The sequence below is a fragment of the Qipengyuania qiaonensis genome, assembly GCF_019711515.1.
GTDB classification, from domain to species: Bacteria; Pseudomonadota; Alphaproteobacteria; order Sphingomonadales; family Sphingomonadaceae; genus Qipengyuania; species Qipengyuania qiaonensis.
The window spans coordinates 82,292-107,585 of record NZ_JAIGNO010000001.1; the positions used below are offsets into that span (position 1 = coordinate 82,292).

A 25,294-nucleotide genomic window follows, 5' to 3' on the forward strand; every position below is an offset into this window, starting at 1 on the left:
GATGAGGAGGGATAGCTATGCGTCGCACCACTGTCGCGAAACTTTGAATGTCGTTCGTGGAAAAATGCTGCCGACTATTGTCGTAGCTGGAACCAAAATCAGTGCGCTTGCAATTGCTCGTCGAGAAAAGCCGCAACGTCGGCCAGATTCACCTCGCCGTCGAGATAGGCGGCCCCGATTCCACGAAGCAGGACAAAGGGCAGAGAGCCTGCGTCCATCTTCTTGTCGTGCAGCATATGCGCCGTCAACGCGGCACCGGTGCAGCAAAGGTCGAGGGCGGAAATTTCCGCGGGCAGTCCGGCAGCATCGACCGCGCGTGTCACCCGTTCCGCATCTTCGCCGCCCATCAACCCCTGGCGTGCGGAATAGCGTGCGGCGAGCACCATTCCCAGCGCGACTGCCTCACCGTGGAGCAGCTTGTCTGAAAAGCCGGTTTCCGCCTCCAGAGCATGGCCGAACGTATGTCCCAGATTGAGCAATGCCCTCGCGCCGCTCGTCTCGCGCTCGTCCTCCGCCACGATGCGCGCCTTTGCCCTGACGCTTCGCGCTACCGCCTCTTCGAGCGACTGGCGCTGCAGCGCGAGTACCGAATAGGCACGATCCTCCAGCCATTCGAAGAAATCGTTATCGCCCAGCACGCCATATTTCAGCACTTCGGCATAGCCGGCGCGAACTTCGCGCGAGGGAAGGGTAGAGAGCGTGTCGAGATCGGCCAGTACCAGCGAGGGCTGGTGGAATGCCCCGACCAGATTCTTGCCCGCCGAAGTGTTGATCGCCGTTTTGCCGCCCACCGAGCTGTCGACCTGTGCCAGCAGCGTCGTGGGCAATTGTACGAAGCCGCAACCACGCTTGAGGATCGCGCAGGCGAAGCCGGTAAGGTCCCCGACCACCCCGCCGCCGAGCGCAAAAACGTGATCCCCCCGCTCGACATTCTGTTTCAGCAGCCAATCGGTCAGCCCGGCAAGAGACTCCCAGCTTTTCGACGCCTCACCCGGCGCCACATCGTACCATCGGGGCGCGATGCCCGCGGCCTCGAGCGAACGACCGACCGTTTCTCCCCAGCTTCTACGAGCGTTGGCATCGGCCACGATGCAGGCGTAGCGTTTGCGCAGGAACGGTTTGGCTTCGACTGCGAGATCGTAGAGCAGGCCGGTGCCCACGCGCACCTCGTAACTGCGTCCGGCCAGTTGCACCGGAATTAGAGCCATGCGTCGATTGCCTCCAATATGCGTTGCGCAGTTTCGGTGTGCGGCGCGTTATCGGTAATTACATGGATCTGTGCGCCGGCATAAGCGGCGCGGCGCCTGTCCTTGAGTCCGCTGAGTATCTCCCGCGGATCACCTGTGCGCAAAAGCGGCCGGTTGTCGCGCCGCGAAGTACGCTCCACCAGCGTGTCGATATCGCAATCGAGCCAGATGGCGATGGCCTGCCCAAGGATCAGCGCACGAGTTTCGGAATCGACGAAAGCTCCGCCACCAGTTGCGATGATTCCATGCGCTTCATCCATCAGGCGGGCGATGACTCGGCGTTCGCCATCACGAAAATATGCTTCGCCATGTGTCTCGAATATCTCGCTGATGGTCCGGTCGGCGGCGCGTTCGATCTCGTCGTCGACGTCCACGAAATCGGTTTGAAGCATGTTGGCCAGCCGCCGCCCGACGGTCGATTTGCCTACGCCCATCAGACCCACCAGCACCACCGGCCGATCTATCCGCCGGGCGATGCCGTCGATCTGCGCGGGAGTGAGGATCGTCGCATGGGTCATTGCCGCCGTGCCTAGAACTGGGCTAGGGCGCGGGCAAGGTATCAGCACTTGGAGCGGGACGCGAAAAACTTGGCGATGAGCGGCAGGAAAGTTGGCGGCATACTGATCGTGCTGTTCGTGGTGCTGTTGATTGCGGCACTTGTTGATGGCGGCGAACAGCCCCTGCGCCCCACCGAACAGGCGATCGAGCTGCCGGAGGCTGCGCGATGAAATCTGTATGGCTTGCGGGTGGCGCAGCGCTGGCGCTGAGTTCTGCGGTGGTGTGGGCGCAGGAATCGCCGATCGATCTGTTGCCGCCGGGTTTCGACGATCCTGCGCCGACGCCCACTCCTTCTCCGCAGGCAACCCGAGCGCCCGCTCCGACACAGACCGACGGCGCGCAGCCAACCGAAACTCAATCGGGCGAGATCGTGCAGCCACTGCCGAGCGAAATCGCACTGCCGAATGCGGACCTCGACCTATCGAACCTGCCGACGCTCGAAGAGCTGGATGCCATGTCCACCGACGAGCTGGACGAGTTCCTTGGCCTCAAGCCCACGGCCGACATCCCGCCTGCCGCTCGACGCTCGATGCAGCGCGTCGGGGTTTTGGGAGTGGATGAAGGCGGATTGCCTTCGGCCTCACTGGAGAAACAGCCTGCGGCTCTCGTCCGCGCGGTGCTTGCCGGAACCACCCAACCGATGGTTTCGCGCTGGGGGCATATCCTTTTACGCCGTGCTCTCGCCAGTCGACTTGCTACGCCAGCAGGCATGAACCCGGTCGAGTTCGCCACCTTGCGCGCGCAAGTGCTCAATGCGATGGGCGAGCACGTCGTCGCCCGCGCGCTGGTGCAGGACATCGACACGGCAAATTACTCGCCTGCTCTGACGAATGCGGCTGTTCAGGCTTACCTGGGGAGCGCCGATATCGTCGGTGCGTGTCCAGCAGTACGCTTGGTCGACACGCCACGTGACGATACGGAATGGCAGATGCTTGCCGGTATTTGCAACGCTTATGCCGGCGAAGCGACGAGGGCGCAGAACGATCTGCGACGCCTCCTCAATCGTGCCCAGGAAAACCGCATCGATGTATTGTTCGCACAGCGGTTCGCCGGGGCCGCGGGACGCGGCCGACGCGCCGTCACGATCGAATGGGACGGCACTAATTCGCTCACTCTATGGCGCTTTGCCATGGCGAACACTCTCGGCGAGCCGATTCCCCAGAATCTGCTCAACGATGCCGAACCCGACCTTTTGCGCATCGCCGCCGTGACACCCGCGCTGTCTCCCTCGCAACGCAGCACGGGAGCGGATGTTGCTGGCGCGAGCGGGATATTGTCTTCTGCAGCCATGGTGGACCTTTACAGCCAGCTTTTCGCCGAGGACGGTGCGGAAGGCGACGCGGCGCTTACTGCGTCGCGCCTGCGCGAAGCCTATGTCGGATCGAATCCCTCGCAACGCCTGGCCGCAATTCGCGAAATCTGGGCAGGTGGCGGCGACTATTCCTATGGACGCATGGTTCTCACCGCCTATGCCGCCGCGCGCATTCCGGCGAGCGCAGATTTCGAAGAGGATGCAGCAATGCTCATTGCTTCGATGCTGGCTGCCGGTCTCGACGGAGACGCGATGCGTTGGGCAGGTGCGGTCGATGCTGGCAGTGAAGCCTGGGCTTTGCTTGCACTTGCTGCCCCGAACCCTTCCGATGCGGTCACCGGCGGCGAACTGGATCGCTTTGCCGACGATGATGGTTCGTCGGGCCAGCGAAAGTCGCGCATGCTCGTTGCGGGACTTGCCGGATTGGGCAGGGTCGGAGATGGGGAGATCGCGGAATATAGCGGACGCCTTGGAATGAATCTGTCGGCCCAGACGCATTGGACGCGGATGATAGACCGGGCTGCACAGGTCGAAAACCGCGCACTCGTTGCCATGCTCGCCGGCCTGGGAATGCAGGGTGCGGACTGGGATCGGATGACGTCCCGGCATCTCTATCACATAGTATCGGCCCTCCGCCGCGTAGGTTTCGAGGCGGAGGCCCGAATGATCGCGGTAGAGGCAGTCGCGCGCGCCTGATGTGAGCGCGATCGCAGATTTCCTTGCCATGCTTGCCGCCGAGCGCGGAGCCGCACGGAACACCATTATGGCCTATGGCCGCGATCTCGATCAGGCAGAAGAGCTGATCGGGAGGAAACTCGATGGGGCAAGCCCGGCTGAACTGGCCGCGCTGGGCAAAGGCTGGTCGGCGCTTGCGCCGTCGACGCTGGCGCGAAAGATTTCGGCCCTCCGGCAGTTTTTCGGTTTTCTCGTAGACGAAGGCCTACGCCAGGACGATCCGAGCCATGCTCTGCCACGCCCGGCGACGCGGCGGCCATTGCCGAAAATTCTTTCGCACGCTCAGGTCGAAGCGCTGTTCGCCACTGCGGAGGACGAAGCGAGCAACGGTACGCCCGGCGCGGTTCGCCTGCTGACCATGATCGAATTGCTTTACGGATCGGGATTGCGAGCCACCGAACTCGTGTCGCTACCCTTGTCCGCCGTTCCGCGGGATGCTCCATTTCTGACGGTAATCGGAAAGGGCGGGCAGGCGCGGATGGTGCCGGTCAGTCGGAGAGCCGGCAAGGCATTGAAACGGTGGCTTGCGGTTCGCGATGCCGATTCACCTTGGCTATTTCCATCGCGTACCGGTCACCTGTCTCGCGTGCGGCTGTTTCAGATGCTGAAGGAACTGGCGGTACGCGCGGACCTGCCCCCAGAAAAGATCAGTCCGCACGTGCTACGGCACGCCTTTGCGACCCATCTGCTGGAGGGCGGGGCGGATCTTCGTGCGTTGCAGACACTGCTTGGCCATGCGGATATTTCGACCACCCAGATCTATACGCATGTCGACTCGACGCGGCTCGTGAGACTGGTCAACGAGAGGCACCCGCTTGCACGCAGGCGCGCTTCGGACTAGCGCATCGCCATGATTTCCTACCTCGAATTCGAGAAGCCCGTCGCCGAACTGGAACAGCGTATCGCGGAACTGCGCGGCGCTGCGGAAGGCGATGACGTCGATATTTCCAGCGAACTCAAGCGGCTCGAGACCAAGAGCGCCGATTTGCTGGCCAGCACTTACGGAACGCTCACGCCCTGGCAGAAGACGCAGGTTGCCCGGCATCCCTCGCGCCCGCATTTCCGCGACTATGTCGAACATGCGTTCGAGGAATTCGTCCCGCTCGGCGGTGATCGTTGCTATGGCGACGATGAAGCCATTCTCGGCGGTTTTGCCAAGCTGGATGGTCGCAAGATCGTCCTGATCGGCCATGAAAAAGGCAACGACACCGCAAGCCGCATCCGCCACAATTTCGGCATGGGCAAGCCGGAAGGGTATCGCAAGGCGATCCGTCTGATGGAGCTTGCCGGACGGTTCGGCCTGCCGGTGGTCACTCTGGTCGACACGTCTGGCGCTTTTCCCGGTGTCGAAGCGGAAGAACGCGGGCAGGCGGAAGCTATCGCCCGGTCGACCGAAGCTTGCCTGGCATTGCCGGTTCCGATGGTTGCGGCCATCGTTGGCGAGGGTGGTTCCGGCGGCGCTGTCGCATTGGCCAGTGCCGAACGCGTCCTCATGATGGAGCACGCGGTCTATTCCGTGATCTCGCCCGAAGGCTGTGCCTCAATCCTCTGGCGCACGGCCGAAAAGGCGCCCGATGCTGCCGAAGCCATGAAAGTGACGGCGCAGGATCTCGCAAGCCTTGGCGTTATCGATCGTATCATAGCGGAACCGGTGGGCGGGGCGCATCGCGATCCTGTGCTGGCTGCAACCGCGCTCGGGACGGCTATTGCGGAAGAACTGGACAGGCTCGCTCGCTATGCCCCGCATGAGCTAAAGCGTTTGCGCGAAGAGCGTTTTTTGTCGCTGGCAAGCTGATACGAACCCTTCCGGCGGCGGGAACAAAGTCTCGCCCGCTCAGGTTCTCCCTTTGCATAAATGAACACAGTCAGCGGGTCGGACGATGCTGGCCCGCCTGTGTTTATTGATTGGGGAGAGTCTTTCATGTCGCGCACCAAGCTTACCGCTGTATCGTCAGTCATTGCGCTTTCGCTCGCTTTGTCGGGCTGTATGGCCGGCGGAGAAATTCCGAGCGCGTCTGCACCCATAACGCAAAGCGAAGCCCAAATGGGGGCCGAGGCGCATCCCCAATTGCTGGCCGAGTTCGGGGGGGCGATGAGCGGAAGCCAGGCGCTGTATGTGGAACAAGTGGGCAAGAACATTGCCGTGCAGTCCGGCTTGGGCAATGCCCGCGACTCATTCACGGTGTCGCTGCTCAACAGTCCGGTGAACAACGCTTTCGCGATTCCCGGCGGCTATATCTATACGACCCGCCAGCTCGTTGCGCTGATGAACAACGAGGCCGAACTCGCCGGCGTTCTGGGCCATGAGGTAGGGCACGTTGCCGCGCGGCATTCGCAACGTCGCCAAGCCGCGGCCCAGCGCAATACCTTGCTCGGCGCGGCAGGTGCGATCCTTTCCGGCATTCTGTTGGGGAATAGCGGCCTTGGGGAGCAGATCGGTCAGGCGGCGATGCAGGGCTCGCAACTCCTAACACTGAAATTTTCACGTACTCAGGAGCTGGAAGCCGACGAGCTGGGCATCCGCTATCTCAATCAGGCTGGCTATGATCCGCGCGCCATGGCGAGCGTTCTGCAAAGCCTCGCACTTCAGAACGCGCTGGACGCACGGGTACAGGGGCGGGGCAATGCCAATATTCCCGAATGGGCATCGACCCACCCCGATCCGGCAAGTCGCGTTCAGAGTGCGCTATCGACGGCTCAGGCTTCGGGTGCCACAGGCGGTGTGACCAACCGCGACACATTTCTGACGCGAATCGACGGCCTTACTTATGGTGACGATCCAGCGCAGGGCGTGGTCGAAGGGCGGCAGTTCATTCATCCGGAACTGCGGTTGGCCTTCACGGCGCCACAGGGCTTCTACATGGTGAACGGTACACGCGCCGTGACGATCAACGGTCAGAGCGGGCAGGCGCAGTTTGCCACGGCACCCTACAGCAACAATCTCGACAGCTACGTTACCAGCGTCTTCTCAGGGTTGAGTCAGCAACAGCAGATTCGCCCGCAGTCGATCCAGAAGACGACCGTGAACGGTCTGCCTGCGGCTTACGGGACCGCTCGGGTGAATTCGAACAATGGGCAAGTCGATGTCACGGTGTTCGCCTATGATTTTGCGAACAATCGCGCATATCATTTCCTGGCGATCACTCAGGCAGGCGGGGTCTCCGTCTTCAACGATATGTTTGGTTCGGTGCGCCGCATCGATTCGCAGGCCGCTGCCAACGTCATTCCGAGGGTCATCGATGTTGTTACGGTTCGCAGTGGCGATACTGTCAGCTCGCTGGCGAGCCGGATGGCCTATAGCGACAATCAGATGGAGCGTTTCAGGGTGCTGAATGGCCTTGCGTCGAACGAAGGGTTGGGCGCCGGACAGAAAGTCAAGATCGTGGTCCGCGGGCGCTGAACAAAAGATCCCTTCCAAACAAAAAGAAAAGGGCAGCGGGAACATACCCGCCGCCCTTACTGTTCGAATAAGCCTTAAGCTTAGACAGTACCGGTCATCGAGGTCGAAACCTTGTTGAAGGTCGTGCTCACTGCGGTGCCGAGGCTGCCCATGGCAGTGATCGCGGCAACGGCGATAAGAGCGGCGATAAGGCCATATTCAATAGCGGTAGCGCCTTCTTCGTTGCGGCGCAGCTTGCGGAAAAACTTCATGTGTCGTCTCCTGGTTCAGTCTTCGTACCCGGCTCGTTCCCAATTCGCGGTGCGAGCAGCTTCTCTCTTGCACAGCAGAGGTTGAGAAAACCCTAACTCTGCAGCCATCATTTTTGCTCTCATCAAACTGCGATCGAAGTTAACACGGTAGTTTCGATATGGGTCCACATGCCGGCGGCTTTGGTCCCGAAACTCTGTGCCGCCCCAAGCATTGCGAGGAAGACGAGAGCGAGGATCAGTCCGTATTCGACTGCAGTGGCCCCACGAGTGTCGCGTCCCAAATCGTGTAGGAATTTGAACATTGCTCGATGCCCCATCTGTCGCTTGTGCAGACTGATATGCTGGGCCTACGGTCGATCTCGTTAAAAAAGGATTGAGGGCAGCACGAGTTTTGGCAAAAAATCCGACATGGACCTGCGTAGTCGCGCTTGCTCTGAACGATCATGGTGGGAAATGGTTGATGCACCGCCGTCCGGCTGACAAGCATCACGGAGGACTCTGGGAATTCCCCGGCGGCAAGGTCGAGAATGGCGAAACTCCGCGCGTTGCGTTGGTGCGTGAAATTCGCGAGGAACTCGGAATAGCGCTCGGGTGGGAGACAATATCCCCCGTGACTTTTGCCGAGGAAGTGCCAGTCGCAGGGCGCAACGGGATTGTCATCCTGCTTTACAAGGCGGCTTGGGACGGCACCGCAGTCCAGGCGCTTGAAGGCGGCGAAGTCGCGTGGTTTACACCGCAGGAGATTGCCGGGCTGGCCAAACTCCCGCTAGACATCGAACTCGCGCAGCACTTGTTCGAAAAACCGTGATTTAGGGATTGCCAAGCCGCAGGCACCTGCCTATGTGGCGCCCTCCAAGCGCGCCCGTAGCTCAGCTGGATAGAGCACCAGACTACGAATCTGGGGGTCAGAGGTTCGAATCCTTTCGGGCGCGCCATTCTCCCTATATCGACGGTTGAACTCTTAAGGTCTCCCGATTGCTCGCCACGGCGTGGACGGTCGAGATTTGCCAGGCTGGCTTGGCGCAAGCCGCTGCGCCGGGATAAACTGAACCGGGCTTCTGACCCCGCAATTCGAGTTGGTGGCAGCAAAGCCATTTTGAAGGGCTCGGCTGAAAGAAGATTTGAAGTCGCGGCAAATGAACGGCGACAAGGCATGAAAAAGCCCGCCATATAGCGGGCTTTTTCATGCCTGTGCGGCTCCGATGGTGGGCGTACCAAGGTTCGAACTTGGGACCCCTACGATGTCAACATAGTGCTCTACCACTGAGCTATACGCCCGCACCATCGAGCACCCTTTACGGGTGCAGGCGGGCCCTTTAGCGGGGCTGGCCTAGCCGCGCAAGGCCCTATTCTTCCGCCATCACAATCGAGCGGTGATCCGGTCTTCCAGTACTCGTTCGACTTCCAACACCAGGTCGCGCAAATGGAAGGGCTTGGACAGCACCTTGGCATGCGGCTGTTCGCGACTGGCCTTTAGAGTGACGGCGGCAAATCCGGTGATGAACATCACCTTTGTCTGAGGACTCACCTCATTGCACCTTTGGGCTAGCTCGATGCCGTCCATTTCCGGCATAACGATGTCCGACAATAGCAGATCATAATCGCCGTCTTCCAACAGCGGTACGGCAGCGGTACCACGATCAACCGCGTCGACCCGGTAGCCGGCGCTGACGAGCGCACGTTCAAGGTAAACGCGCATAGCGTCGTCATCCTCGGCCAATAGGATCCGTTGAGTCGCTGTGTGGTTCATTTGCGTAATGTAGCGTTCCCGTTTTAAAAAAGCATGTATCCGAAACAAGCAATGTTAATATGGGACAGTTTTTTTGGCCCGGTTCGACCTGCGCTGCAAAATCTGGACTTGATTAATCCGCGCTAGCAGCAGACGTTCCCGTCATGCGCGAGTGGAAGGCAGAACCAGCGAGAGGTGTAGAGCATCTGACCGGCGGTGAAATACCAGGGCACCACGCGCCGGCTTATCATCTATGGCGCTCGGACGAAGACAGTCTTCCGGTCCTCATTGCATCGCCGCATTGCGGCCGGGCTTACCCCGAGCCGCTAAGCGCATTGCTTCGCGATCCCGAGCAGGCCAGCCTTCGACTCGAGGACCGGCATGTCGACAAGATCGCACGACCGGTAGCAACGGCAACCCGAGCCAGTCTTCTGCTCGCCGATGCGCCGCGCGCAATGATCGATCTCAATCGTTCCGTCGAAGACATCGACTGGAGCATGGTGCGCGGCGCGAAGCCGCGTCAGGCACGTCACTCGCTCGCCAACCGTCGATCGCGCAGTGGATTGGGCCTGGTGCCCAGGCGTGTCCCTGGCATGGGAGAAATCTGGCGCCGACCGTTGGAAAAAGCGGAACTCGATGCGTGGATTGAGGGCATCTACGTGCCCTATCATGCGGCTCTCGCATCAGAACTTGAGCGCCTGCGCGATCGCTGGGGGGTGGCTTTGCTGATCGATCTTCATTCCATGCCTCCTTTGAGACGAACTCACCCGCAGGATCTCCCCGCAGAGTTCGTGATCGGCGACCGGTTCGGCGCATCCTGCGATCCGGGCTTGGTCGATCTGGCTATCCGGTATCTTGCCGCTCACGGGCGGCGAGTCGCACATAATCGTCCGTATTCCGGGGGGTACGTGCTGGATCGCTACGGGCAGACTGCGCGCGGAATCCATGCGTTGCAGATCGAAGTTTGCCGCAGCGCCTATCTCGACGCGCGGCTCGATCAGCCCACTATTCGCGCTGCGGCGATTGCAAAGCTGCTATCCGGGCTGGTCCACACGCTAGCGGCGGAGGTGGAAACAATGGGTCGCGCGGTGCAAATGCCCCACGCAGCGGAGTAGATGCGCCCATAAAAAACCACCCCGTGCATGTCGCACGGGGTGGCCAAGGTTCAGGGAGGAAATGCACTCACGTGCATTTGCCAGAGATGCCATGAGGGGAAGCATCATCCGGCTGGCCTTATTTTGGGGTTGAAGAACACTGATTTCAAGTCCGCAAAATTACGATTCAGCGCACGATTGGGCGCAAAATGGGAGCAATTTGGCGGGCTTCGCTCAGCTAGAGGAAGAATGTTGCGCAAGAAGCAACAGACAATCGCCGCTTAGCGCTTTCATATCTAGCGAACTTGCATATGCACATTCTCCCTCGCCGAGCGCTACACCCTCTGCAAATAGCTCACCGGAGAACGGGATCAGCAGCAATGGGCCTCGATCAAAGCTGGGCAAGGGGGCCTCGCTCCCACAGCGCCAGTAGGCTAGGCGGAAATGCGGTCCATCGACCAACAGTCCACTATCGCCGTCCATTTTTCCGCGATGCTCGGCAGGGTACGGACTTCCGCTTGAAACCTCGATCCCTCGATCCAGATGGAGCTCTCGTGGTCGACCATAGTCGAAAAGGCGGAAGGTGATATCGCTGTTTTGCTGAACTTCGATCAGGCTGACGCCACCGCCGATTGCATGAACCGTACCGGCAGGAATGTAGAAAGCGTCGCCTGAAAAAACCTCGTGCCAGACAAGCTTATCGACGATAGTTCCGTCGATGGCACTTGCGCGCAACTCTTCGGCGCTCGTTTCCTCGCGAAAGCCTACCGCTATGGTCGCGCCAGGTTCGGCATCGAGAATCACCCAGCATTCGCTTTTGCCGGAGTCTCCAAGTTCCATCGCTCTTGCCTGATGATCGTCAGGATGGGCCTGTACAGACAATCGCTCGCTGGCGAATATATACTTGACCAGAAGCTGGTCCAACTCTGGCGGCGGTTCGAACCAGACTTCTCCGATCGATTGTTCGGATGGGTGGGGGAAGGGGGAGGGCAGGCGTTCGACACCCCATACCTTTTCGACGAAGCGTACAGGCAGTTTCTGGATCATTGGGACTTGCATCGCTCTGCTTCGGCCACGCGCTGGACCGCGTCGCGTGTGGTTACGAGGATGTCATCTCCATCGACCACCACGACCACATTATCAGCCCCGATGAGAGTGACGTGGGCCCTGTCGCTGTCGATCATCGCGCCTTTAGCGCCGATGATCTCTCCTTGCCCAACAACTACGTTGTCTTCGTCAGGGCGCTTTCTTTCCTCGAACAGAGCATCCCAATTGCCGATATCGGACCAACCCATCGACACGTCGACTACAGCCGCGCGATCGGTATTTTCCATCACCGCGTAATCTACGGATTCTCCGTTCACTTTGGCAAAAGATGCTGCATCGGGTTTTATGGTTGTTTCGGTGTGTTCTGCACCTTGGAACGCCAGCCTGGTCGCCTGTTGCAAGTCCGGTCGATATTTGTCGAGTTCTGCAAGGAAATGGCCGGCTCTGAATGCGAATATGCCACCGTTCCATGCATAGGAGCCTTCGTCAAGGAGCGCCTTTGCGGTTGCCAGATCGGGCTTTTCGACGAACCGCTGAACTTCGTGACCGCCATCGAGCTTTGCACCGCGCCGGATGTAGCCGTACCCGGTTTCCGGCGCTGTCGCTTCGATGCCGAAGGAAACCAGCCAGTCTTCCTTGGCCAGATTTGCGGCTTTTACCGCCGCGTTTTCAAAGCCTTTTGTGTCACGTATTCGATGATCGCTCGGACAAACGAGCATAATGTCGTCAGGCTCCAAGGCCATTGCTGCCAAAGCGATTGCCGGTGCCGTGTTTCGTCCCATGGGTTCGACGACGAACAGGGCATCCGGCGCGACTTCTGCGGCCTGAGGCAGGGCCAATTCAAGGTGCTTCTCGCCGACGACGATTATGGGCCGAGCAAAAATCTCACGGTCAGAGCATCGGCTCAGCGTCGACTGATACAGGGTTTTGTCGCCGACAAACTGGATGAAGGGCTTGGGACGTTCCTTGCGACTGCGCGGCCAAAGGCGGGTTCCACTTCCACCGCACAGAACGACAGGCACGATCTTCGGCACAGAAACCTCCGTTGGCTCTTCGACTAATTCATATCGTTATCGATCTTTGAGCCGGACCGATATTCGAGTTTTCTCGTAGCGCATTGACGATCAATGATGTCAATCCGACACAAATGTTCGTCTAGTTCGCTGACAAAATGGGTTCTCCAGTCAGCTACACCGTCCGATCCAAGGACGCGCTCCATGCGGGCGATTTCGGCTTCGATGAACTCGACCCGCTCGTCCCAGCCGTCATGCGTGCGCTTCCGGAACATCTGCCCTCCATACTTGGGCCCCCACAAACTCATGAACCGAACTGCTGCGCGCGGATCGTATCCGGCATTCTGCAAAAGCCAAGGCATCAATCGATCGGCGTCGCGTTCGGAAAGCCTGATTAGTTTCGTTTTCCAACCAGTCTCGCCAAACGTCTGAGGGTGGCTGAAGATGTTGTGCGCCATTTCATGCGCGATCGCGGAAGCGAATACCGCTTCGTCGTAAGCGAGACCGGGAAAGTTCTCCCCAACCAATACCCGTGTGCCATCGGCCGCGGCGTTCTTTTTCGAGCCGACCAGTTCAAATCGAGTGGGACATGCAGGAACACCTTCGATCGTCGCTGTTTGCGGCGTCCGGCCGGGCGTTTGATAGGTAATGTCGACCGAGCCTCGCGAGAGAGAAAAGTCAACGGCGTCTCGGATGGCAAATACCCGTTTCCAGCTCGGATCGGTTCGCGGCCAGTCTTGCCTGAAACTCTTGCGATCTATTGCTAGAACCGTGTCGTTCTGGGCGATTCCTGCCAGTCCTGCGGGTGATCCGGGTGCAACCGCTTGCACCCCGATGTCGCCACTGAGCTGCAGCAAGGAACGCACTGCTTCGGGATTTCCGTAGCTGTCAGCGTCGTGGATCAGAAATCCCGAAGTTAAGGATGCACTCTCGCAAAAGGATGCATTGGCAGTAGCCAGTCTATAGCCGACCCTGAACAAGCGATCTTCGCTTTTTTGAAAGACTTCGAGTGGGTCTGGCTCGCGACGGGGCGAAACCGTTTCGTCGATGGCCATGGCCGGCCCACAAGTCCCAAGCGCGATCGCGACAACCGACGCCCGCAAATGCAATGACTGGGGAGCGGAGTGTGCTTGCCGCTGCGCTCCCCAGTCAAACGTCTTAGGCAGTCGGGACGCTAGCCGTCGCCGCATCGGGAAGGGGCACCTTGCCTTGTTGAAGCTGCCGACCGAAGACTGTGCGCATCATGTCCATCGAGAAAATCTGCGCCCAGATCAGCGGCAACAGCCCGTTTTCTGTCCATTTGCGCAATTGGTCGCCGCGTAGCGCGCGCAGCTTTTCCTGATCGATCATCTGAAAACCACGATAGACGAACGGCTTGTCGTTGCCCTGTTCGGTGATGGCGATTTCACCTTCCATCAGCAGATCGTGTTCCTTGAGTTCTTTCATGAAGTTCTGCGTGCGTTGTCCGGCGTGTTCGAACTGTTCGCAGAAATTGAGGATCTCTTTCGTACCTTCGCTGGGCTGGCCGTCTTCAAATAGCGCCTGGCCGTCGTCGAACTCGCCGATATTCTCAGCAGTAGGATCGAAGCACAGCGAGAGATCTTCGCTATCGGACTTCAGGCGCGCCAGCATGAAAGGATAACGACGGACGTAGGCCGGAATGTAAACCTGTTCCGTCACGGTGCCTTGGTCGTCGCAGAACGTGTTGACGCCATCGTTGAGGCCCATGAGCGCCAGCGGCACGGCATCCGGACCGGTGGAGAAGACGATCGGCATATCGCGCTGCGCCTGAACGAATTCGTCGACGGTCAGCGGAATGGCATGCTGCTTGGCAAGCCACGGTGCCTTGGTCGTCGGACGCGAGCGGTAGTTCGCATGATCCTTGCTGTTGAGTGGCATGAGGTCGTTGAAGAATAGGGGCAGATTGGGCTGCGGCGCGCTGGCCATAATTCTCTCCGAATTCGATTGGATTGGGCGGCAAGCCTGACAGGCAAACGCTCGAACCGCGCCTTACGGTCTAGAGCCTCCGGGTGCAAGCGGCACTAGCTTACCCGGGTTGAGTATCCCCCGGGGATCGAGCGCCTGCTTGACGCTGCGCATCAATCCGAGCGCCACGGGATCGCCCAGCCTGCCCAACTCGTCTCTCTTCATCTGGCCGATGCCGTGTTCGGCGCTGATCGATCCGCCGAAGTCGGTAACCAGGTCGTGGACATACGCGCTGATAACCTTACCATCGCTACGCTCCCATTCGCCGCGCACTGCGCCGGGAGGGGCTAGGACATGGAAATGGATGTTGCCGTCGCCCAAATGGCCGAAACCGATTGCGCGAGTGCCCGGAAACCGTTCCTCGATTCGCGACGAGGCTGTTTCCACGAATTCGGGCATCCGCGCTACCGGGACCGAGATGTCATGCTGCATCGCCGGGCCGATAGCGCGTTCCGCCGGAGAAATGCTGTCGCGCAATTGCCAGAAAGCTTCGGCCTGCGCTTCGCTGGTCGAAATGACTGCATCCTCGATCAAGTCGCGTTCAAGCGCGCTTTGCAACATGTCTTCCGCGAGTTGGTCGAGCCGATCTGTCTCGCCGCTTCCGGCAACCAGTTCTACCAGAGCGTGCCAGGCGTTGGCGCCAGCGAGCGGGCTACGAGCCTCTGGCAGATACGCCAATACCGAATCGAGACAGTGAGCGGGTATGATCTCGAAGGCTTCCAGCGCATCGCCCACCATTTTTTCGCAATGTAGCAGCAGTTCGCGTGCCTTCGATATGCTCGACAACCCGATCCAGGCTACACGACGTTCGGCGATTTCCGGCAACAGGCGCAGCGTGGCTGCCGTGACGATACCCAAAGTGCCCTCCGATCCGATCAGCAGTTGCTTGAGATCGAATCCGCGATTGTCCTTTTTTAGAGGCACAAGGCAGGAGAAAATCGTGCCATCCGCAAGCACGGCTTCTATGCCCAGGACTTGAGCACGCATCGTGCCATGGCGCAGAACCTGGGTACCGCCCGCATTGGTCGATATGAGCCCGCCGATTGTGGCAGAGCCTTTCCCTCCCAGAGTCAGGGGGAAGCGCAGTCCTTCCATTTCGACTGTATCGTGGAGGGTTTGCAACACAACTCCGGCATCGCAGGTAATCTGGCGCGCGGCAGCGTTCACTTCGCGAAACGAATTCATCCTGCGCAAGGAAAGGACCACGCTAGCCCCGCTTTCGTCGGGCGTGGCACCACCGGACATTCCGCTGTTTCCGCCTTGTGGCACTATAGGGACGTCATGCGCGGCGCACAGCGTGACGAAGCGAGCGACTTCCTCAGTCGATGCCGGTGATGCGAGCCCCACCGCCTTTCCCGTGTATCGGCCGCGCCAATCGGTCAACCAAGGCTCGACCAACTCGGGGTCGAATGTGAATCCGCGGGTACCGAGCAGATCGGCAGCTTCGCGCCTGAACATATCGATATTGGCCATTTGCGACATCCTTGCCACATATACTCACGCGAATGCCACCACTTGCCAAGCCATCCGGAACAATTAAGCCGGTATTCAACAGTGGGGGTGCATCAACGTTTACAGTTTTTCGCACGTGAATCGACCTACGCCCCGGGAGCGTTAGTACTCAACTCATGTTTCTGCTTTCTCCCTTCGCTGCCATGCTGATCGCATTGGTCACGCCGCAGGGTGCTGGCAGCGACATGGACGCGCATCAGGCGCATGGTCCGGAAAGCACCGGTGTCGACTTGGATTCACTCTCCACTCGCAGTTCCGCGTGGACCGGATTTACCGATAGTCGCAGCGTTCCGATCGCTCATCAGGTTACGATCGAGCGACGCGTTATTCTGCGTATCAGTCCTCAGTCCAGTGCGATGCGGCGCAGCATGTTGGGCGAACTGCCTCAACAGGCGCTACCTCGCCGTTTTGTCGAGCGTCCGCATGGTAAGTGCCTTGATGCAGGCGATATCGTCGGCGTGTCCGATCATGGGAGTAGGTTGGTCATGTACATGCGTGACCGTCAGATCGTTTCGGCCAAGTTGGAAAAGGCCTGTAGCCCGCGCGATTTCTACTTGGGCTTTTACGTGGAGCGTAACGACGATGGAAAGTTGTGCGTCGACCGCGATCGGCTCATGTCTCGGGCCGGGGCGAGATGCCGAATTTCCAAGCTCAACCGGCTCGTGGCGTTCGAGGGCGAGCCCTGAGGCGAACTCGGCGCCGATTTCTTGACTTTTTGACTATTTCCGGCAAAGGGCGCGCCAGCCGGTGCTGCGGACGCGCAATTTCACGTCGGCCGATATTCCAGGGAAAATTTCCAACCGCATGACTTTCGCCGACCTCGGCCTTTCCGACGACTTGCTCAGAGCAGTAAGCGAAGCCGGCTATACCGAGCCGACCGACATTCAGCGCGAGGCGATCCCGCCCGTTCTGATGATGAAGGACATTATCGGCATCGCGCAGACGGGTACCGGCAAGACGGCCAGCTTCGTGCTGCCCATGATCGATATCATGGCCAGCGGACGCCGCCGGGCGCTCATGCCGCGCTCGCTGATCTTGGCCCCCACTCGGGAGCTTGCGGCTCAGGTTGCCGAGAACTTCGAAAAATACGGCAAGAACCACGACCTGAAGCTCGCTTTGCTGATCGGCGGTGTGCAGATGGGCGACCAGGTCAAGGCCCTCAATGAAGGGGTCGACGTGCTGATCGCGACACCGGGACGTCTGATGGACCTGTTCGAGCGCGGCAAAATTCTGCTCAACGGTTGCGAGCTGCTCGTTATCGACGAAGCGGACCGCATGCTCGACATGGGCTTCATCCCGGATATCGAGTTTATCTGCTCGAAGCTGCCGGAAACGCGCCAGACCATGCTTTTTTCGGCTACCATGCCGCCACCGATCGAAAAGCTGGCGAAGAAGTTCCTCAACAATCCCAAGCGGATCGAAGTCAGTCGCGCGGCGACCACCAACAAGGACATCACTGCGTTCAAGGTGCCGGTGAAGAGCCGACAGAAGCGCGAGACGCTGCGCTGGTTGCTCAACCACGATCAGGTCGAGACCGCGATCGTCTTTGCCAACCGCAAGACTACCGTGCGGGAGCTCAACAAGAGTTTGCAGCGCCATGGTTTTCGCAGTGGTGAAATTCACGGCGATATGGATCAGTCGAACCGTCTGAAGGAACTCGACCGGTTCAAGCAAGGAGAGATCAACATCCTGGTGGCGTCGGACGTCGCTGCGCGCGGCCTCGATATCAAGGGCGTGAGCCACGTGTTCAACTTCGACACACCGTGGCATCCCGACGACTATGTCCACCGTATCGGACGCACGGGCCGGGCAGGCGCCAAAGGGCGCGCTTTTACCTTCGTTGCCGAAGAAGATGCCGAAGCGATTGCGAATGTCGAAAAGTTGACCGGCGCGGAAGTGCCGGTTTTCGGCAAGAAGGACGTGCGCGTCGAACTGGTGGAAGCAGTCCCCGAGAGGGAAGAGCAGCCGCAGCGCAGCCGCAAGAAGCGCGACGACGAGGACAGAAAACCGCGCGAGAGGCCGGCGCGAAGGACCGCCACCAAGAACGAGCCGCGTAAACAGCGCGAAGAGGACGACGCACCCGTCGCCGCCGGTGAATGGAACGGTCCGCGACCGGACTTTCTCGACGTTTCGGCGACCTGATTTAACCGCTTCCTAACGACGTCTGCGCCATGAGGGGCGGACGATGGACATATTCGCTCACCACGCGCAGGCGGCGCTGATGATGCTGGTTATGACCGGCACGGTGTTCGGTGTGCTCGCTCTGTTGGTCAAACGACAGGCGATCGGTGCAGCACTTAAACGCGTGCGCGGCGAGTTCACGACCAATCTTGGCCTGTTGTTGTTCAACTTGGTACTGATTGCTCCGCTGTTTGCCTTGCCGGAAGGTCTTATTCGCGACCGCATCGTCGCGATTCCCGCTCTGGGCTCCTTTTGGGACACGGTAAGCGAGCCGGCCGTTCTGGTGATAGCTATCCTGGTCTACGATTTCGTCGTCTACTGGCGTCACCGCGCCGAACATCACCCGCTGCTCTGGCCGATCCATGCCACGCACCACGCGGATACGGCGTTGCATTGGCTTTCCGTCCAGCGCAAACACCCGCTCAGCAAACTACTCGGCGCGCTCGTCGATGTCTGGTTGCTGTTGCTGCTGGGCTTTCCCGAATGGGCGATTGCCGGAGCAAACTTTCTGCGAAGCTGGTGGGCATTCTTCATTCATGCGGATGTGCCGTGGACGCTGGGAATCTTTGGCAAAGTGTTGATTTCGCCTGCCGCCCATCGGCTCCACCATATTCGCGATGAAGCGCTGATGGGCAGCAATTACGGCAACACGGTGACTTTGTGGGACAAGCTCTTCGGGACCTATGTCGATCCCGCGCCGTACCTGAACTGCGAGACCGGAATCGCCGAAGGAACACGCGGCTTTCTGGGCGAGCTCGGGCGACCGTTCGAAAAGCGATACTGGAAGCGCGAGGCCGATCCCGCGATAGAAACCGAAGCGACGACCTAGCCTGCTGCCAGCTTGACGAAACTGTCGAGCACGCGTTTTTCACCTGCTTGCTCGAACTCGATCGTCAGCTTGTTGCCTTCTTGATCGGTGACGCAGCCATAGCCGAACTTGTCGTGAAATACGCGCCCGCCGATGGCGATATCGCTGCGCGGCTGGGCAGCGAAGCTGGCGGCGCTGCGGCCAGGTTCGGCGAGACGTTTCGGCGTCGTGTCATATCCGGTCGAAAGCGCCCGCTGCCATCCCGGCCCCCGCGCGCCGGAGCGATCCGGCCGGTTCGAAGACACATGCGCGAAGGGATCTTCGGTTTCGGTCCAATTCGCGCGCCACAGCGACGCGCCGCCGGTCAGGGTGGTTTCGATCTTGATATGCTCGTCCGGCAATTCCTCGATGAACCGGCTGGGTATCGAACTGGTCCATTGGCCGTAGATGCGCCGGTTGGCGGCATGCAGGATCGTGCAGCGGCGCTTCGCCCGCGTAATGGCGACATAGGCGAGCCTGCGTTCTTCTTCGAGGCTGGCAAGGCCGCCTTCGTCGATTGCGCGCTGGCTGGGAAACACGCCTTCCTCCCACCCGGGAAGGAACACATGATCGAACTCCAGCCCCTTGGCGGCGTGCATGGTCATGATCGTGACCTTTTCGCCATCGCCTGCACGATCGTTGTCCATCACCAGGCTGACATGTTCCAGGAAATCGCCCAGCGTATCGTATTCCTCCATCGCACGCGCGAGTTCGGTGAGGTTTTCGAGCCGACCGGCGCTTTCGGCGCTGCGGTCCTTCTGCAACATGTCCTCGTAACCGCTTTCCGCGATCACTGTGCGCAGCAGTTCGGACGGCGTGATCTTTTCGACCATCTCGCGCCAGTGGACGAACTGGCCGAGCAAACCCACCAGTGTGTTGCGGGCGCGCGCTGGCAATTCGTCGCTATCGCACAGATCGAGGCTGGCTGCCGCCAAAGGAGTCTGAGTTTGACGCGCATGACGACGCATCGCTTCCAGCGTCTTGGCACCAAGGCCGCGCTTGGGTTGATTGTAGATGCGTTCGAAGGCGAGATCGTCGGCCGGCTGGGCGATGGTGCGCAGATAGGCGAGGGCATCGCGAATTTCGGCACGTTCGTAGAAGCGGAAGCCGCCGACAATGCGGTAACTCAGGCCGATCTGGATGAAGCGATCTTCGAATTCGCGCGTCTGATATTGCGCCCGCACGAGAATGGCTACCTCGTCGAGCGGTGCGCCCTCCGCCTCCAGTCGCTCGATGTCTTCGCCGACGCGGCGGGCTTCCTCGGGCGCATCCCATACACCGATGACCCGGACCTTTTCCCCTGCCGGCAATTCGGTCCAAAGGGTCTTGCCAAGGCGTTCGCTATTGGCGTCGATCAGGCCCGATGCCGCGGCGAGGATCTGCGGAGTGGAGCGATAATTCTGCTCCAGCTTGATGACCGCCGCACCGGGAAAATCCTTCTCGAACCGCAGGATATTGGCGACTTCCGCGCCGCGCCACGAATAGATCGACTGGTCGTCGTCCCCCACGACGCAGATATTCTTGCGCGTCTGGGCGAGCAGGCGCAGCCACAGATACTGAACCTGATTGGTATCCTGATATTCGTCGACGAGGATGTATTTGAAGCGCTGCTGATATTGTTCGAGCACATCGCGATGCTCGCGAAAGATATTTAGCATGTGCAGCAGCAGGTCGCCGAAATCGCAGGCGTTGAGAGCCTTCAGACGGTCCTGATACAGCCGATAGAACTGCGCGCCGCGGCCGTTGGCGTAGGCTTCGTTTTCGACCGCATCGACATCGCCCGGGTTGAAACCGCGGTTCTTCCAGCGATCGATCAGTCCGGCCAGCTGCCGGGCGGGCCAGCGCTTTTCGTCCAGATCGTTTTCCTGGATCAGCTGTTTTAGCAGGCGCAACTGGTCGTCGGTGTCGATGATCGTGTAATTGCTCTGGAGCCCGACCAGTTCGGCATGACGGCGGAGCATACGCGCGCCGATCGAATGGAAGGTGCCCAGCCACGGCATTCCTTCCACGGCATCGCCGATATGGCGTCCCACGCGCTCGCGCATCTCGCGCGCGGCCTTGTTGGTGAAAGTCACGCACAAGATTTCACTCGGCCATGCCCGGCGAGTTGCGATGAGGTGTGCAAGTCTTGCGGTAAGCGCCGCGGTCTTGCCGGTCCCCGCTCCGGCCAGCATCAACACCGGCCCTTCCGTGGTCAGTACGGCTTCGCGCTGGGGCGCGTTAAGGCGCGCTGCATAGGCGGGAAGCTGCGCATTCCGGGGCGCGTCGGCGGGGGCGGGAAGGTCGGCCATGCGTACGGAACAGCTAGGGAACGCGACGTCGCAACGCAAGCCCCGGACTAAAGGGCCCATCGGAACCGATGGCCCGTTTCCTGCGTAAGACGGACAATGCAATCATGATGGAGAGGATTTTCATGCGTAACCTTATTCTCGCAGGCGCCGCTGCGATTGCCTTTACCGCCGCTCCCGCGATGGCACAGGATGTTGCTGTAGACGCCGAAGGCAATGCGTATGTCCTGACCGACGAGCAGCAGGTGATGTATGATGGCTGGCCGGCGGATCGTCAGACCGCGTATGACGGATGGCCCTACGAAGTTCAGGAATACTACTGGACCCTGACCCCGGCGCAGGTCGAAGGTTGGTGGGTGCTGACCGATGATCAGCGAGTCAGCATCTACGAAATGACGCCGGAAGCGCGTACGCAGGCCTGGGCCCAGGTCGCGGCGCAGATGAACTCCGCGCCTGCCGCAACCGCTTCAACGACTACCGCAACGACCACACCGGCACCTGCCAGCGGCACACCGGCTCCACGTTTCGTCAGCAAGGAGGTCACGCAGACCACGCCAGCGGGCTATGCCGCCGCTTCCGGTGAAGAAGTTCCCGTTTGCAAGGGGGAGCAGCAGGACGGCTGCATCAATAGTTGGGACAAGAACAAGACCGGCAATCGCCCGCTCGAATATTGGCCCGGAAAGCCGGCCAGCGAAATCGACGAGCCGCTTCCCGCTACGAAACCGGCCGCTACGAAACCGGGTACTTGAACCAGGCTTTCGGCTCGCGCGCCCCATGTCGGGCGGCGCGACGCTTGGAGGGGGCGGGACTGCCATGGTGGTCCCGCCCTTTTCCCTGGAAACGCCGTGCATTCGTCGTGCGATGATCGTCACAAGGACAGAACGAACAATCCTCAGTTTGCCGCATTTTGGGCACAATTGGCGATTGAACGTTTGAAACGCGGGTTGAGTTCGGGGCCGTTCATCGACCTAAGCCGTTGAAGGACAGGATACCCAAAACTTTCAAATCGTATTCAAGGGGATCGACAACGCCCAGTTGAAAGGACTGAATATGCGTAAGACATTCTACTATATTTCGGGCGCAGCGCTCGCGACCATTTCAATTCCGGCCATGGCTCAGGATGTCCCTGCTCAAGAGCCGGCAACGACGGAAGCTCCTGCAGCGCCAACCGCGGCACTTGCACCAGAGCAGCAAGCTCAGTTCGACGCATGGCCGGAAGAGGTGAAAGCGTATTATTCGACGCTTACGCCCGATCGCCAAGAGCTGTTCTGGCGCATCTCGGATGAAAACAAGGTGACGATTGCCGCGCTTTCGCCCGAGCAACAAACTCAGGCATGGACGCAGATCGAGGCTCAGGCCGCCGGGCAGGCCTCGACTCCGGCACCCGCCGCAAACCCTGCGCCCGCGACAACGCCGACACCGACTGCGGAGCCTGCCCCGGCAACTGAACCGACGACAGACGAAACCATGTCGGAAGAACCGGACGCAAGCGCTGCAGACCCGATGTAAGTCGGACAAATTTAACGGGCAGGGCGGAGAAGCAATATCTTCGCCTTGCCCGTTTTTCTTTCCGCAACCAGTTCGAAGTCTCGCAAATCGCGCGTCTCTTTTGCGGCGGTTTCCAAGGCTATCCAGGACGCGGGGCCAAACCAGCCAAGACGGGCAAGCCGGTCCAGTGCTACATGTCCAGCCCCCGTATCGTAGGGCGGGTCGAGCAACAGCAGATCGTGGGGAGCCTTGGCTGGACCAAGGCTCATGACGGAAACCTGTTGGACACTGGCGCGCGCACCTGCGCTCAGCATGTCAATGTTTTGCCGGATTGTTTTCACCGCATGCGCATCCTGTTCGACGAAAAGGCAGGAACTTGCTCCGCGCGACAATGCCTCAAGACCGAGAGCGCCGGAACCGGCAAACAAATCGACGACGTTCAGGCCTTCAAACGTGCCGACGCGGCTTGCGAGCATATTGAACAGCGTTTCGCGTGTCCGGTCGGCAGTCGGACGGGTTACATCGCCCGGAGGAGCCACCAGTTTACGGCCCCGCCATTCGCCCGCGACGATCCTCACTTGCTGTTCCGCTTCAGCTGCTTTCGAAAACGCTCGACATCCACCTGCCGAATCTCGACTGCCTGCCCGCGCGGCAATTCGTCCAGTTCGAACGGCCCGTAGCCGACGCGCAGGAGGCGATTGACCTGCAGGCCCAGATGCTCGAGCACCCGCCTGACCTCGCGGTTCTTACCCTCGGTCAGCGTCATCTGGACCCAGCGGTTCTTGCCCGATCCGCGTTCCAGGTCCGCTTCGATCCTGCCATAGCGAATGCCGTCGATCTCGATGCCTTCGATCAGATCGTCCAGTTGGGCTTGGGTCACATCGCCGAAGGCGCGGGCGCGATAGGTACGCGGAATGCCCGAGGACGGCAATTCCATGGCGCGCTTCAGCTCCCCGTCATTGGTCAGCAGCAGCAGGCCCTCGGTATTGAAGTCGAGCCTGCCCACCGGCATCACCCGGCCGGCGCCCTTCGGCAATGCGTTGCGCAGGGCAGTATAAATCGTCGGGCGACCCTTGGGATCGCGTTCGGCAGTGATGAGCCCGGCAGGTTTGTGGAAAGCGAACAGACGTGCCGCTTCGGTCTGGCCGACAGATCGGCCGTCGACCGTGACGCCTTTCAGGCCGGACAATTTGACGGCGGGCGTATCGAGAATCTTGCCATCGATCGCCACCCGCCCATCGGCGATCATGCGTTCGACTTCACGTCGGCTCGCGACACCTGCGCGAGCGAGTAGTTTGGCGATCCTGTCGCCGTCTTCTGGTAATCGCTTGTCCACCATGTCCGCGCCAATACACACAACGTCAGCAGAGCGGAAGCGCAAGCTGACCGACGGTCACGGCATAAACGGCACGTGACTAATTGGCTGCTCGCAGCGCCTCTTCGACCGTCTCGTGATAGCGCCGTATGCCGCCCTCCATCGTACCGAGCGTCAGATACGGGACAGCGCCCGTCGCAAGCCCTTGCTGGCCGAGTTCTGCGGCGCGAAAGTCTTCGCCCGCAAAGACACCGCCGTCGAGCAGTGCCCAGCTCCGCTCCCAATGATCGCGGGCCTTGTCCGTCGCGGGATGCTCGGGAATGAGCATGAAGTCTTCGACCAGGGTCCGGTCATGCGCCTGCGGCATCATGACCATGACATTGATGTAATCCGGGCTGGGGATGATCAGCGCACCGGGCATCAACTGATAGGCATAGGTTACTACGCGGCGCAGGGCGGCCATGTCCTCAAGGTCGATACCGTCCATTTCTTCCAGCCGCCCCACGGCGCTGCGCGCATGCGGCCCGATCATGTCGCCACTGGTCACGCCGTCCTTGAAGAACGGGCCGATGGTCTGGGCGTGCAATCGGGTGACATGATAGCTTTCGAGGAAAGCATCCATGATGAGCTTCCAGTTCCCCGCGACTTCATGCGTTTTGCGACGGAACAGCACCTGTTCGCCCATGCCGAGGGCATCGAAATCCAGACCGATCTCCTGCGCCAGCGCAAAGTCGGCCGTTTTCTCCTGCGGGCAGAACCAGATCAGGCCGCCGGTTTCCCTGCTGGGCAATTCGACAAGCCCGTTTTCGCCCTTCTCGAGCCCGGGAAAGGTGTCGGGGCGAGGGAGGGCAAGAAGCCGACCGTCCACTGCGTAGGTCCATGCGTGATAGGGGCAAACGAGCTTTTTGGTGCATTTCACCTCCGTGCCCTCAAGCAACCGCGTTCCGCGGTGGCGACAGACGTTGAGGAAGACGTGCGCCATCCCTTCGGCATCGCGTGTGATCAGCAGCGGTCGGCCCGTTGCATCGTGGGGTACGGCCATTCCGGGATCGGGCAAGAGCGCAGAAGGGCAGAGAATCTGTGGCAGCCTGTCATAGATCGCGGCTTTTTCGCGCAGCCAGTAATCGGGATCGATATAGACACTCGCCGGCACGGTGGATGCTTCGGCGGTATCGCGCTTCCTGCCATCGGCTATGTCCCTGGCCAGTGCCAGCATGCCATCGGTCGGACGACGTGCGGAATGTTTGGTGTCGACATCGCTCATGACGCCTGTTCCTCGCTCTCTCTCCCC

General features: G+C 60.1%; 26 protein-coding genes and 2 tRNA genes. 13 read left to right on the top strand and 15 right to left on the bottom strand.

Annotated features, from left to right (window positions below):
• Window positions 1–98 precede the first annotated feature (98 nt).
• Together aroB and K3174_RS00375 are read right to left on the bottom strand one after the other, a co-directional pair.
• The gene (gene aroB, locus K3174_RS00370) at window positions 99–1,208 is read right to left on the bottom strand and encodes a 3-dehydroquinate synthase (RefSeq protein WP_221554864.1); all 1,110 of its coding nucleotides are present in this window, start codon (window positions 1,206–1,208) and stop codon (window positions 99–101) included.
• On the bottom strand, window positions 1,199–1,765 hold the full coding sequence (locus tag K3174_RS00375) for a shikimate kinase (protein ID WP_221554865.1): 567 nt from the start codon (window positions 1,763–1,765) through the stop codon (window positions 1,199–1,201). Before K3174_RS00375 ends, aroB begins: the two co-directional genes overlap by 10 nt.
• Before the next feature lie 75 nt (window positions 1,766–1,840).
• Here K3174_RS00375 and K3174_RS16935 point away from each other — a divergent pair, with 75 nt between their 5' ends.
• The 5 genes from K3174_RS16935 to K3174_RS00395 all read left to right on the top strand — a co-directional run bounded on the left by K3174_RS16935 (window position 1,841) and on the right by K3174_RS00395 (window position 7,252).
• Window positions 1,841–1,975, top strand: a complete 135-nt coding sequence (locus K3174_RS16935) for a hypothetical protein (RefSeq protein ID WP_282099649.1) — start codon at window positions 1,841–1,843, stop codon at window positions 1,973–1,975.
• Window positions 1,972–3,813 (top strand): hypothetical protein, encoded by a 1,842-nt coding sequence (locus tag K3174_RS00380; RefSeq protein ID WP_221554866.1) that lies wholly within the window; start codon window positions 1,972–1,974, stop codon window positions 3,811–3,813. Before K3174_RS16935 ends, K3174_RS00380 begins: the two co-directional genes overlap by 4 nt.
• Before the next feature lies 1 nt (window position 3,814).
• Window positions 3,815–4,693 (top strand): tyrosine recombinase, encoded by an 879-nt coding sequence (locus tag K3174_RS00385; protein ID WP_221554867.1) that lies wholly within the window; start codon window positions 3,815–3,817, stop codon window positions 4,691–4,693.
• 9 nt (window positions 4,694–4,702) lie between these two features.
• On the top strand, window positions 4,703–5,647 hold the full coding sequence (locus K3174_RS00390; protein WP_221554868.1) for an acetyl-CoA carboxylase carboxyltransferase subunit alpha: 945 nt from the start codon (window positions 4,703–4,705) through the stop codon (window positions 5,645–5,647).
• Window positions 5,648–5,773: 126 nt separating this feature from the next.
• A complete protein-coding gene (locus K3174_RS00395) occupies window positions 5,774–7,252 on the top strand; it encodes a M48 family metalloprotease (RefSeq protein WP_221554869.1) in 1,479 nt (492 codons plus the stop codon).
• Between the two features lie 80 nt (window positions 7,253–7,332).
• Here K3174_RS00395 and K3174_RS00400 read toward each other — a convergent pair whose 3' ends face one another.
• Window positions 7,333–7,503 (bottom strand): Flp family type IVb pilin, encoded by a 171-nt coding sequence (locus K3174_RS00400; protein ID WP_221554870.1) that lies wholly within the window; start codon window positions 7,501–7,503, stop codon window positions 7,333–7,335.
• A gap of 122 nt (window positions 7,504–7,625) precedes the next feature.
• Window positions 7,626–7,805 carry a Flp family type IVb pilin gene (locus K3174_RS00405; RefSeq protein WP_221554871.1) on the bottom strand — a complete coding sequence of 60 codons (180 nt, stop codon included), beginning with the start codon at window positions 7,803–7,805 and terminating at the stop codon, window positions 7,626–7,628.
• 89 nt (window positions 7,806–7,894) lie between these two features.
• Here K3174_RS00405 and K3174_RS00410 point away from each other — a divergent pair, with 89 nt between their 5' ends.
• Window positions 7,895–8,311 carry a (deoxy)nucleoside triphosphate pyrophosphohydrolase gene (locus K3174_RS00410; protein WP_221554872.1) on the top strand — a complete coding sequence of 139 codons (417 nt, stop codon included), beginning with the start codon at window positions 7,895–7,897 and terminating at the stop codon, window positions 8,309–8,311.
• A gap of 50 nt (window positions 8,312–8,361) precedes the next feature.
• Window positions 8,362–8,438 (top strand) — tRNA-Arg (locus tag K3174_RS00415).
• A gap of 268 nt (window positions 8,439–8,706) precedes the next feature.
• Here K3174_RS00415 and K3174_RS00420 read toward each other — a convergent pair.
• Together K3174_RS00420 and cpdR are read right to left on the bottom strand one after the other, a co-directional pair.
• Window positions 8,707–8,781: transfer RNA gene (locus K3174_RS00420), tRNA-Val, on the bottom strand.
• Between the two features lie 82 nt (window positions 8,782–8,863).
• Window positions 8,864–9,253: a cell cycle two-component system response regulator CpdR gene (gene cpdR / locus K3174_RS00425; protein WP_221554873.1), complete on the bottom strand. Its 390-nt coding sequence runs from the start codon at window positions 9,251–9,253 to the stop codon at window positions 8,864–8,866.
• 143 nt (window positions 9,254–9,396) lie between these two features.
• Here cpdR and K3174_RS00430 point away from each other — a divergent pair, with 143 nt between their 5' ends.
• Complete coding sequence (locus tag K3174_RS00430; RefSeq protein WP_221554874.1) at window positions 9,397–10,347, top strand: N-formylglutamate amidohydrolase; 951 nt, start codon at window positions 9,397–9,399, stop codon at window positions 10,345–10,347.
• Between the two features lie 213 nt (window positions 10,348–10,560).
• Here K3174_RS00430 and K3174_RS00435 read toward each other — a convergent pair whose 3' ends face one another.
• The 5 genes from K3174_RS00435 to K3174_RS00455 all read right to left on the bottom strand — a co-directional run bounded on the left by K3174_RS00435 (window position 10,561) and on the right by K3174_RS00455 (window position 15,845).
• Window positions 10,561–11,373, bottom strand: a complete 813-nt coding sequence (locus K3174_RS00435; RefSeq protein ID WP_221554875.1) for a class I mannose-6-phosphate isomerase — start codon at window positions 11,371–11,373, stop codon at window positions 10,561–10,563.
• Complete coding sequence (locus K3174_RS00440) at window positions 11,370–12,407, bottom strand: mannose-1-phosphate guanylyltransferase (protein WP_221554876.1); 1,038 nt, start codon at window positions 12,405–12,407, stop codon at window positions 11,370–11,372. Before K3174_RS00440 ends, K3174_RS00435 begins: the two co-directional genes overlap by 4 nt.
• Window positions 12,408–12,430: 23 nt before the next feature.
• Window positions 12,431–13,441 carry a M48 family metalloprotease gene (locus K3174_RS00445; RefSeq protein WP_221554877.1) on the bottom strand — a complete coding sequence of 337 codons (1,011 nt, stop codon included), beginning with the start codon at window positions 13,439–13,441 and terminating at the stop codon, window positions 12,431–12,433.
• A gap of 103 nt (window positions 13,442–13,544) precedes the next feature.
• Window positions 13,545–14,333 carry a SapC family protein gene (locus K3174_RS00450; RefSeq protein WP_221554878.1) on the bottom strand — a complete coding sequence of 263 codons (789 nt, stop codon included), beginning with the start codon at window positions 14,331–14,333 and terminating at the stop codon, window positions 13,545–13,547.
• 63 nt (window positions 14,334–14,396) lie between these two features.
• Window positions 14,397–15,845, bottom strand: a complete 1,449-nt coding sequence (locus tag K3174_RS00455; RefSeq protein WP_221554879.1) for an FAD-binding oxidoreductase — start codon at window positions 15,843–15,845, stop codon at window positions 14,397–14,399.
• Between the two features lie 155 nt (window positions 15,846–16,000).
• On the opposite strand from K3174_RS00455, the gene K3174_RS00460 reads away from it, so the two are divergent.
• The 3 genes from K3174_RS00460 to K3174_RS00470 all read left to right on the top strand — a co-directional run bounded on the left by K3174_RS00460 (window position 16,001) and on the right by K3174_RS00470 (window position 18,894).
• Window positions 16,001–16,570: a hypothetical protein gene (locus K3174_RS00460; protein WP_221554880.1), complete on the top strand. Its 570-nt coding sequence runs from the start codon at window positions 16,001–16,003 to the stop codon at window positions 16,568–16,570.
• A gap of 118 nt (window positions 16,571–16,688) precedes the next feature.
• Entirely contained in the window at window positions 16,689–18,026 is a 1,338-nt protein-coding gene (locus K3174_RS00465) for a DEAD/DEAH box helicase (RefSeq protein WP_221554881.1), read from the top strand.
• Window positions 18,027–18,069: 43 nt separating this feature from the next.
• Window positions 18,070–18,894 carry a sterol desaturase family protein gene (locus K3174_RS00470; protein WP_221554882.1) on the top strand — a complete coding sequence of 275 codons (825 nt, stop codon included), beginning with the start codon at window positions 18,070–18,072 and terminating at the stop codon, window positions 18,892–18,894.
• On the opposite strand, the gene K3174_RS00475 is transcribed toward K3174_RS00470, so the two are convergent.
• Entirely contained in the window at window positions 18,891–21,203 is a 2,313-nt protein-coding gene (locus tag K3174_RS00475) for an ATP-dependent helicase (RefSeq protein WP_221554883.1), read from the bottom strand. The two genes, K3174_RS00470 and K3174_RS00475, sit on opposite strands and share 4 nt — an antisense overlap.
• 122 nt (window positions 21,204–21,325) lie before the next feature.
• Here K3174_RS00475 and K3174_RS00480 point away from each other — a divergent pair, with 122 nt between their 5' ends.
• Window positions 21,326–21,949, top strand: coding sequence for a hypothetical protein (locus tag K3174_RS00480; RefSeq protein ID WP_221554884.1), 624 nt, complete (start codon window positions 21,326–21,328; stop codon window positions 21,947–21,949).
• A 301-nt stretch (window positions 21,950–22,250) separates the two neighbouring features.
• Window positions 22,251–22,709, top strand: a complete 459-nt coding sequence (locus tag K3174_RS00485) for a hypothetical protein (RefSeq protein ID WP_221554885.1) — start codon at window positions 22,251–22,253, stop codon at window positions 22,707–22,709.
• 11 nt (window positions 22,710–22,720) lie between these two features.
• On the opposite strand, the gene rsmD is transcribed toward K3174_RS00485, so the two are convergent.
• From rsmD to K3174_RS00500, 3 genes are all read right to left on the bottom strand, one after another.
• Window positions 22,721–23,266, bottom strand: coding sequence for a 16S rRNA (guanine(966)-N(2))-methyltransferase RsmD (rsmD, locus tag K3174_RS00490; RefSeq protein WP_221554886.1), 546 nt, complete (start codon window positions 23,264–23,266; stop codon window positions 22,721–22,723).
• Window positions 23,263–24,027 carry a pseudouridine synthase gene (locus tag K3174_RS00495; RefSeq protein WP_221554887.1) on the bottom strand — a complete coding sequence of 255 codons (765 nt, stop codon included), beginning with the start codon at window positions 24,025–24,027 and terminating at the stop codon, window positions 23,263–23,265. The genes rsmD and K3174_RS00495 overlap by 4 nt, the downstream gene beginning before the upstream one ends.
• Window positions 24,028–24,103: 76 nt before the next feature.
• Window positions 24,104–25,267: an aromatic ring-hydroxylating oxygenase subunit alpha gene (locus K3174_RS00500; RefSeq protein ID WP_221554888.1), complete on the bottom strand. Its 1,164-nt coding sequence runs from the start codon at window positions 25,265–25,267 to the stop codon at window positions 24,104–24,106.
• Window positions 25,268–25,294 lie beyond the last annotated feature (27 nt).

Bases quoted from the DNA above. Each gene is read 5' to 3' on its own strand.
- K3174_RS00450 (WP_221554878.1), bottom strand. From the start codon at position 14,333: ATGGCCAGCGCGCCGCAGCCCAATCTGCCCCTATTCTTCAACGACCTC.
- K3174_RS00460 (WP_221554880.1), top strand. From the start codon at position 16,001: ATGTTTCTGCTTTCTCCCTTCGCTGCCATGCTGATCGCATTGGTCACG.
- K3174_RS00475 (WP_221554883.1), bottom strand. From the start codon at position 21,203: ATGGCCGACCTTCCCGCCCCCGCCGACGCGCCCCGGAATGCGCAGCTT.
- K3174_RS00480 (WP_221554884.1), top strand. From the start codon at position 21,326: ATGCGTAACCTTATTCTCGCAGGCGCCGCTGCGATTGCCTTTACCGCC.
- K3174_RS00400 (WP_221554870.1), bottom strand. From the start codon at position 7,503: ATGAAGTTTTTCCGCAAGCTGCGCCGCAACGAAGAAGGCGCTACCGCT.
- K3174_RS00445 (WP_221554877.1), bottom strand. From the start codon at position 13,441: ATGGCCATCGACGAAACGGTTTCGCCCCGTCGCGAGCCAGACCCACTC.
- K3174_RS00500 (WP_221554888.1), bottom strand. From the start codon at position 25,267: ATGAGCGATGTCGACACCAAACATTCCGCACGTCGTCCGACCGATGGC.
- aroB (WP_221554864.1), bottom strand. From the start codon at position 1,208: ATGGCTCTAATTCCGGTGCAACTGGCCGGACGCAGTTACGAGGTGCGC.
- cpdR (WP_221554873.1), bottom strand. From the start codon at position 9,253: ATGAACCACACAGCGACTCAACGGATCCTATTGGCCGAGGATGACGAC.
- K3174_RS00405 (WP_221554871.1), bottom strand. From the start codon at position 7,805: ATGTTCAAATTCCTACACGATTTGGGACGCGACACTCGTGGGGCCACT.
- K3174_RS16935 (WP_282099649.1), top strand. From the start codon at position 1,841: ATGAGCGGCAGGAAAGTTGGCGGCATACTGATCGTGCTGTTCGTGGTG.
- K3174_RS00430 (WP_221554874.1), top strand. From the start codon at position 9,397: ATGCGCGAGTGGAAGGCAGAACCAGCGAGAGGTGTAGAGCATCTGACC.
- K3174_RS00455 (WP_221554879.1), bottom strand. From the start codon at position 15,845: ATGGCCAATATCGATATGTTCAGGCGCGAAGCTGCCGATCTGCTCGGT.
- K3174_RS00435 (WP_221554875.1), bottom strand. From the start codon at position 11,373: ATGATCCAGAAACTGCCTGTACGCTTCGTCGAAAAGGTATGGGGTGTC.
- K3174_RS00380 (WP_221554866.1), top strand. From the start codon at position 1,972: ATGAAATCTGTATGGCTTGCGGGTGGCGCAGCGCTGGCGCTGAGTTCT.
- K3174_RS00470 (WP_221554882.1), top strand. From the start codon at position 18,070: ATGGACATATTCGCTCACCACGCGCAGGCGGCGCTGATGATGCTGGTT.
- K3174_RS00395 (WP_221554869.1), top strand. From the start codon at position 5,774: ATGTCGCGCACCAAGCTTACCGCTGTATCGTCAGTCATTGCGCTTTCG.
- K3174_RS00390 (WP_221554868.1), top strand. From the start codon at position 4,703: ATGATTTCCTACCTCGAATTCGAGAAGCCCGTCGCCGAACTGGAACAG.
- K3174_RS00495 (WP_221554887.1), bottom strand. From the start codon at position 24,027: ATGGTGGACAAGCGATTACCAGAAGACGGCGACAGGATCGCCAAACTA.
- K3174_RS00465 (WP_221554881.1), top strand. From the start codon at position 16,689: ATGACTTTCGCCGACCTCGGCCTTTCCGACGACTTGCTCAGAGCAGTA.
- K3174_RS00485 (WP_221554885.1), top strand. From the start codon at position 22,251: ATGCGTAAGACATTCTACTATATTTCGGGCGCAGCGCTCGCGACCATT.
- K3174_RS00375 (WP_221554865.1), bottom strand. From the start codon at position 1,765: ATGACCCATGCGACGATCCTCACTCCCGCGCAGATCGACGGCATCGCC.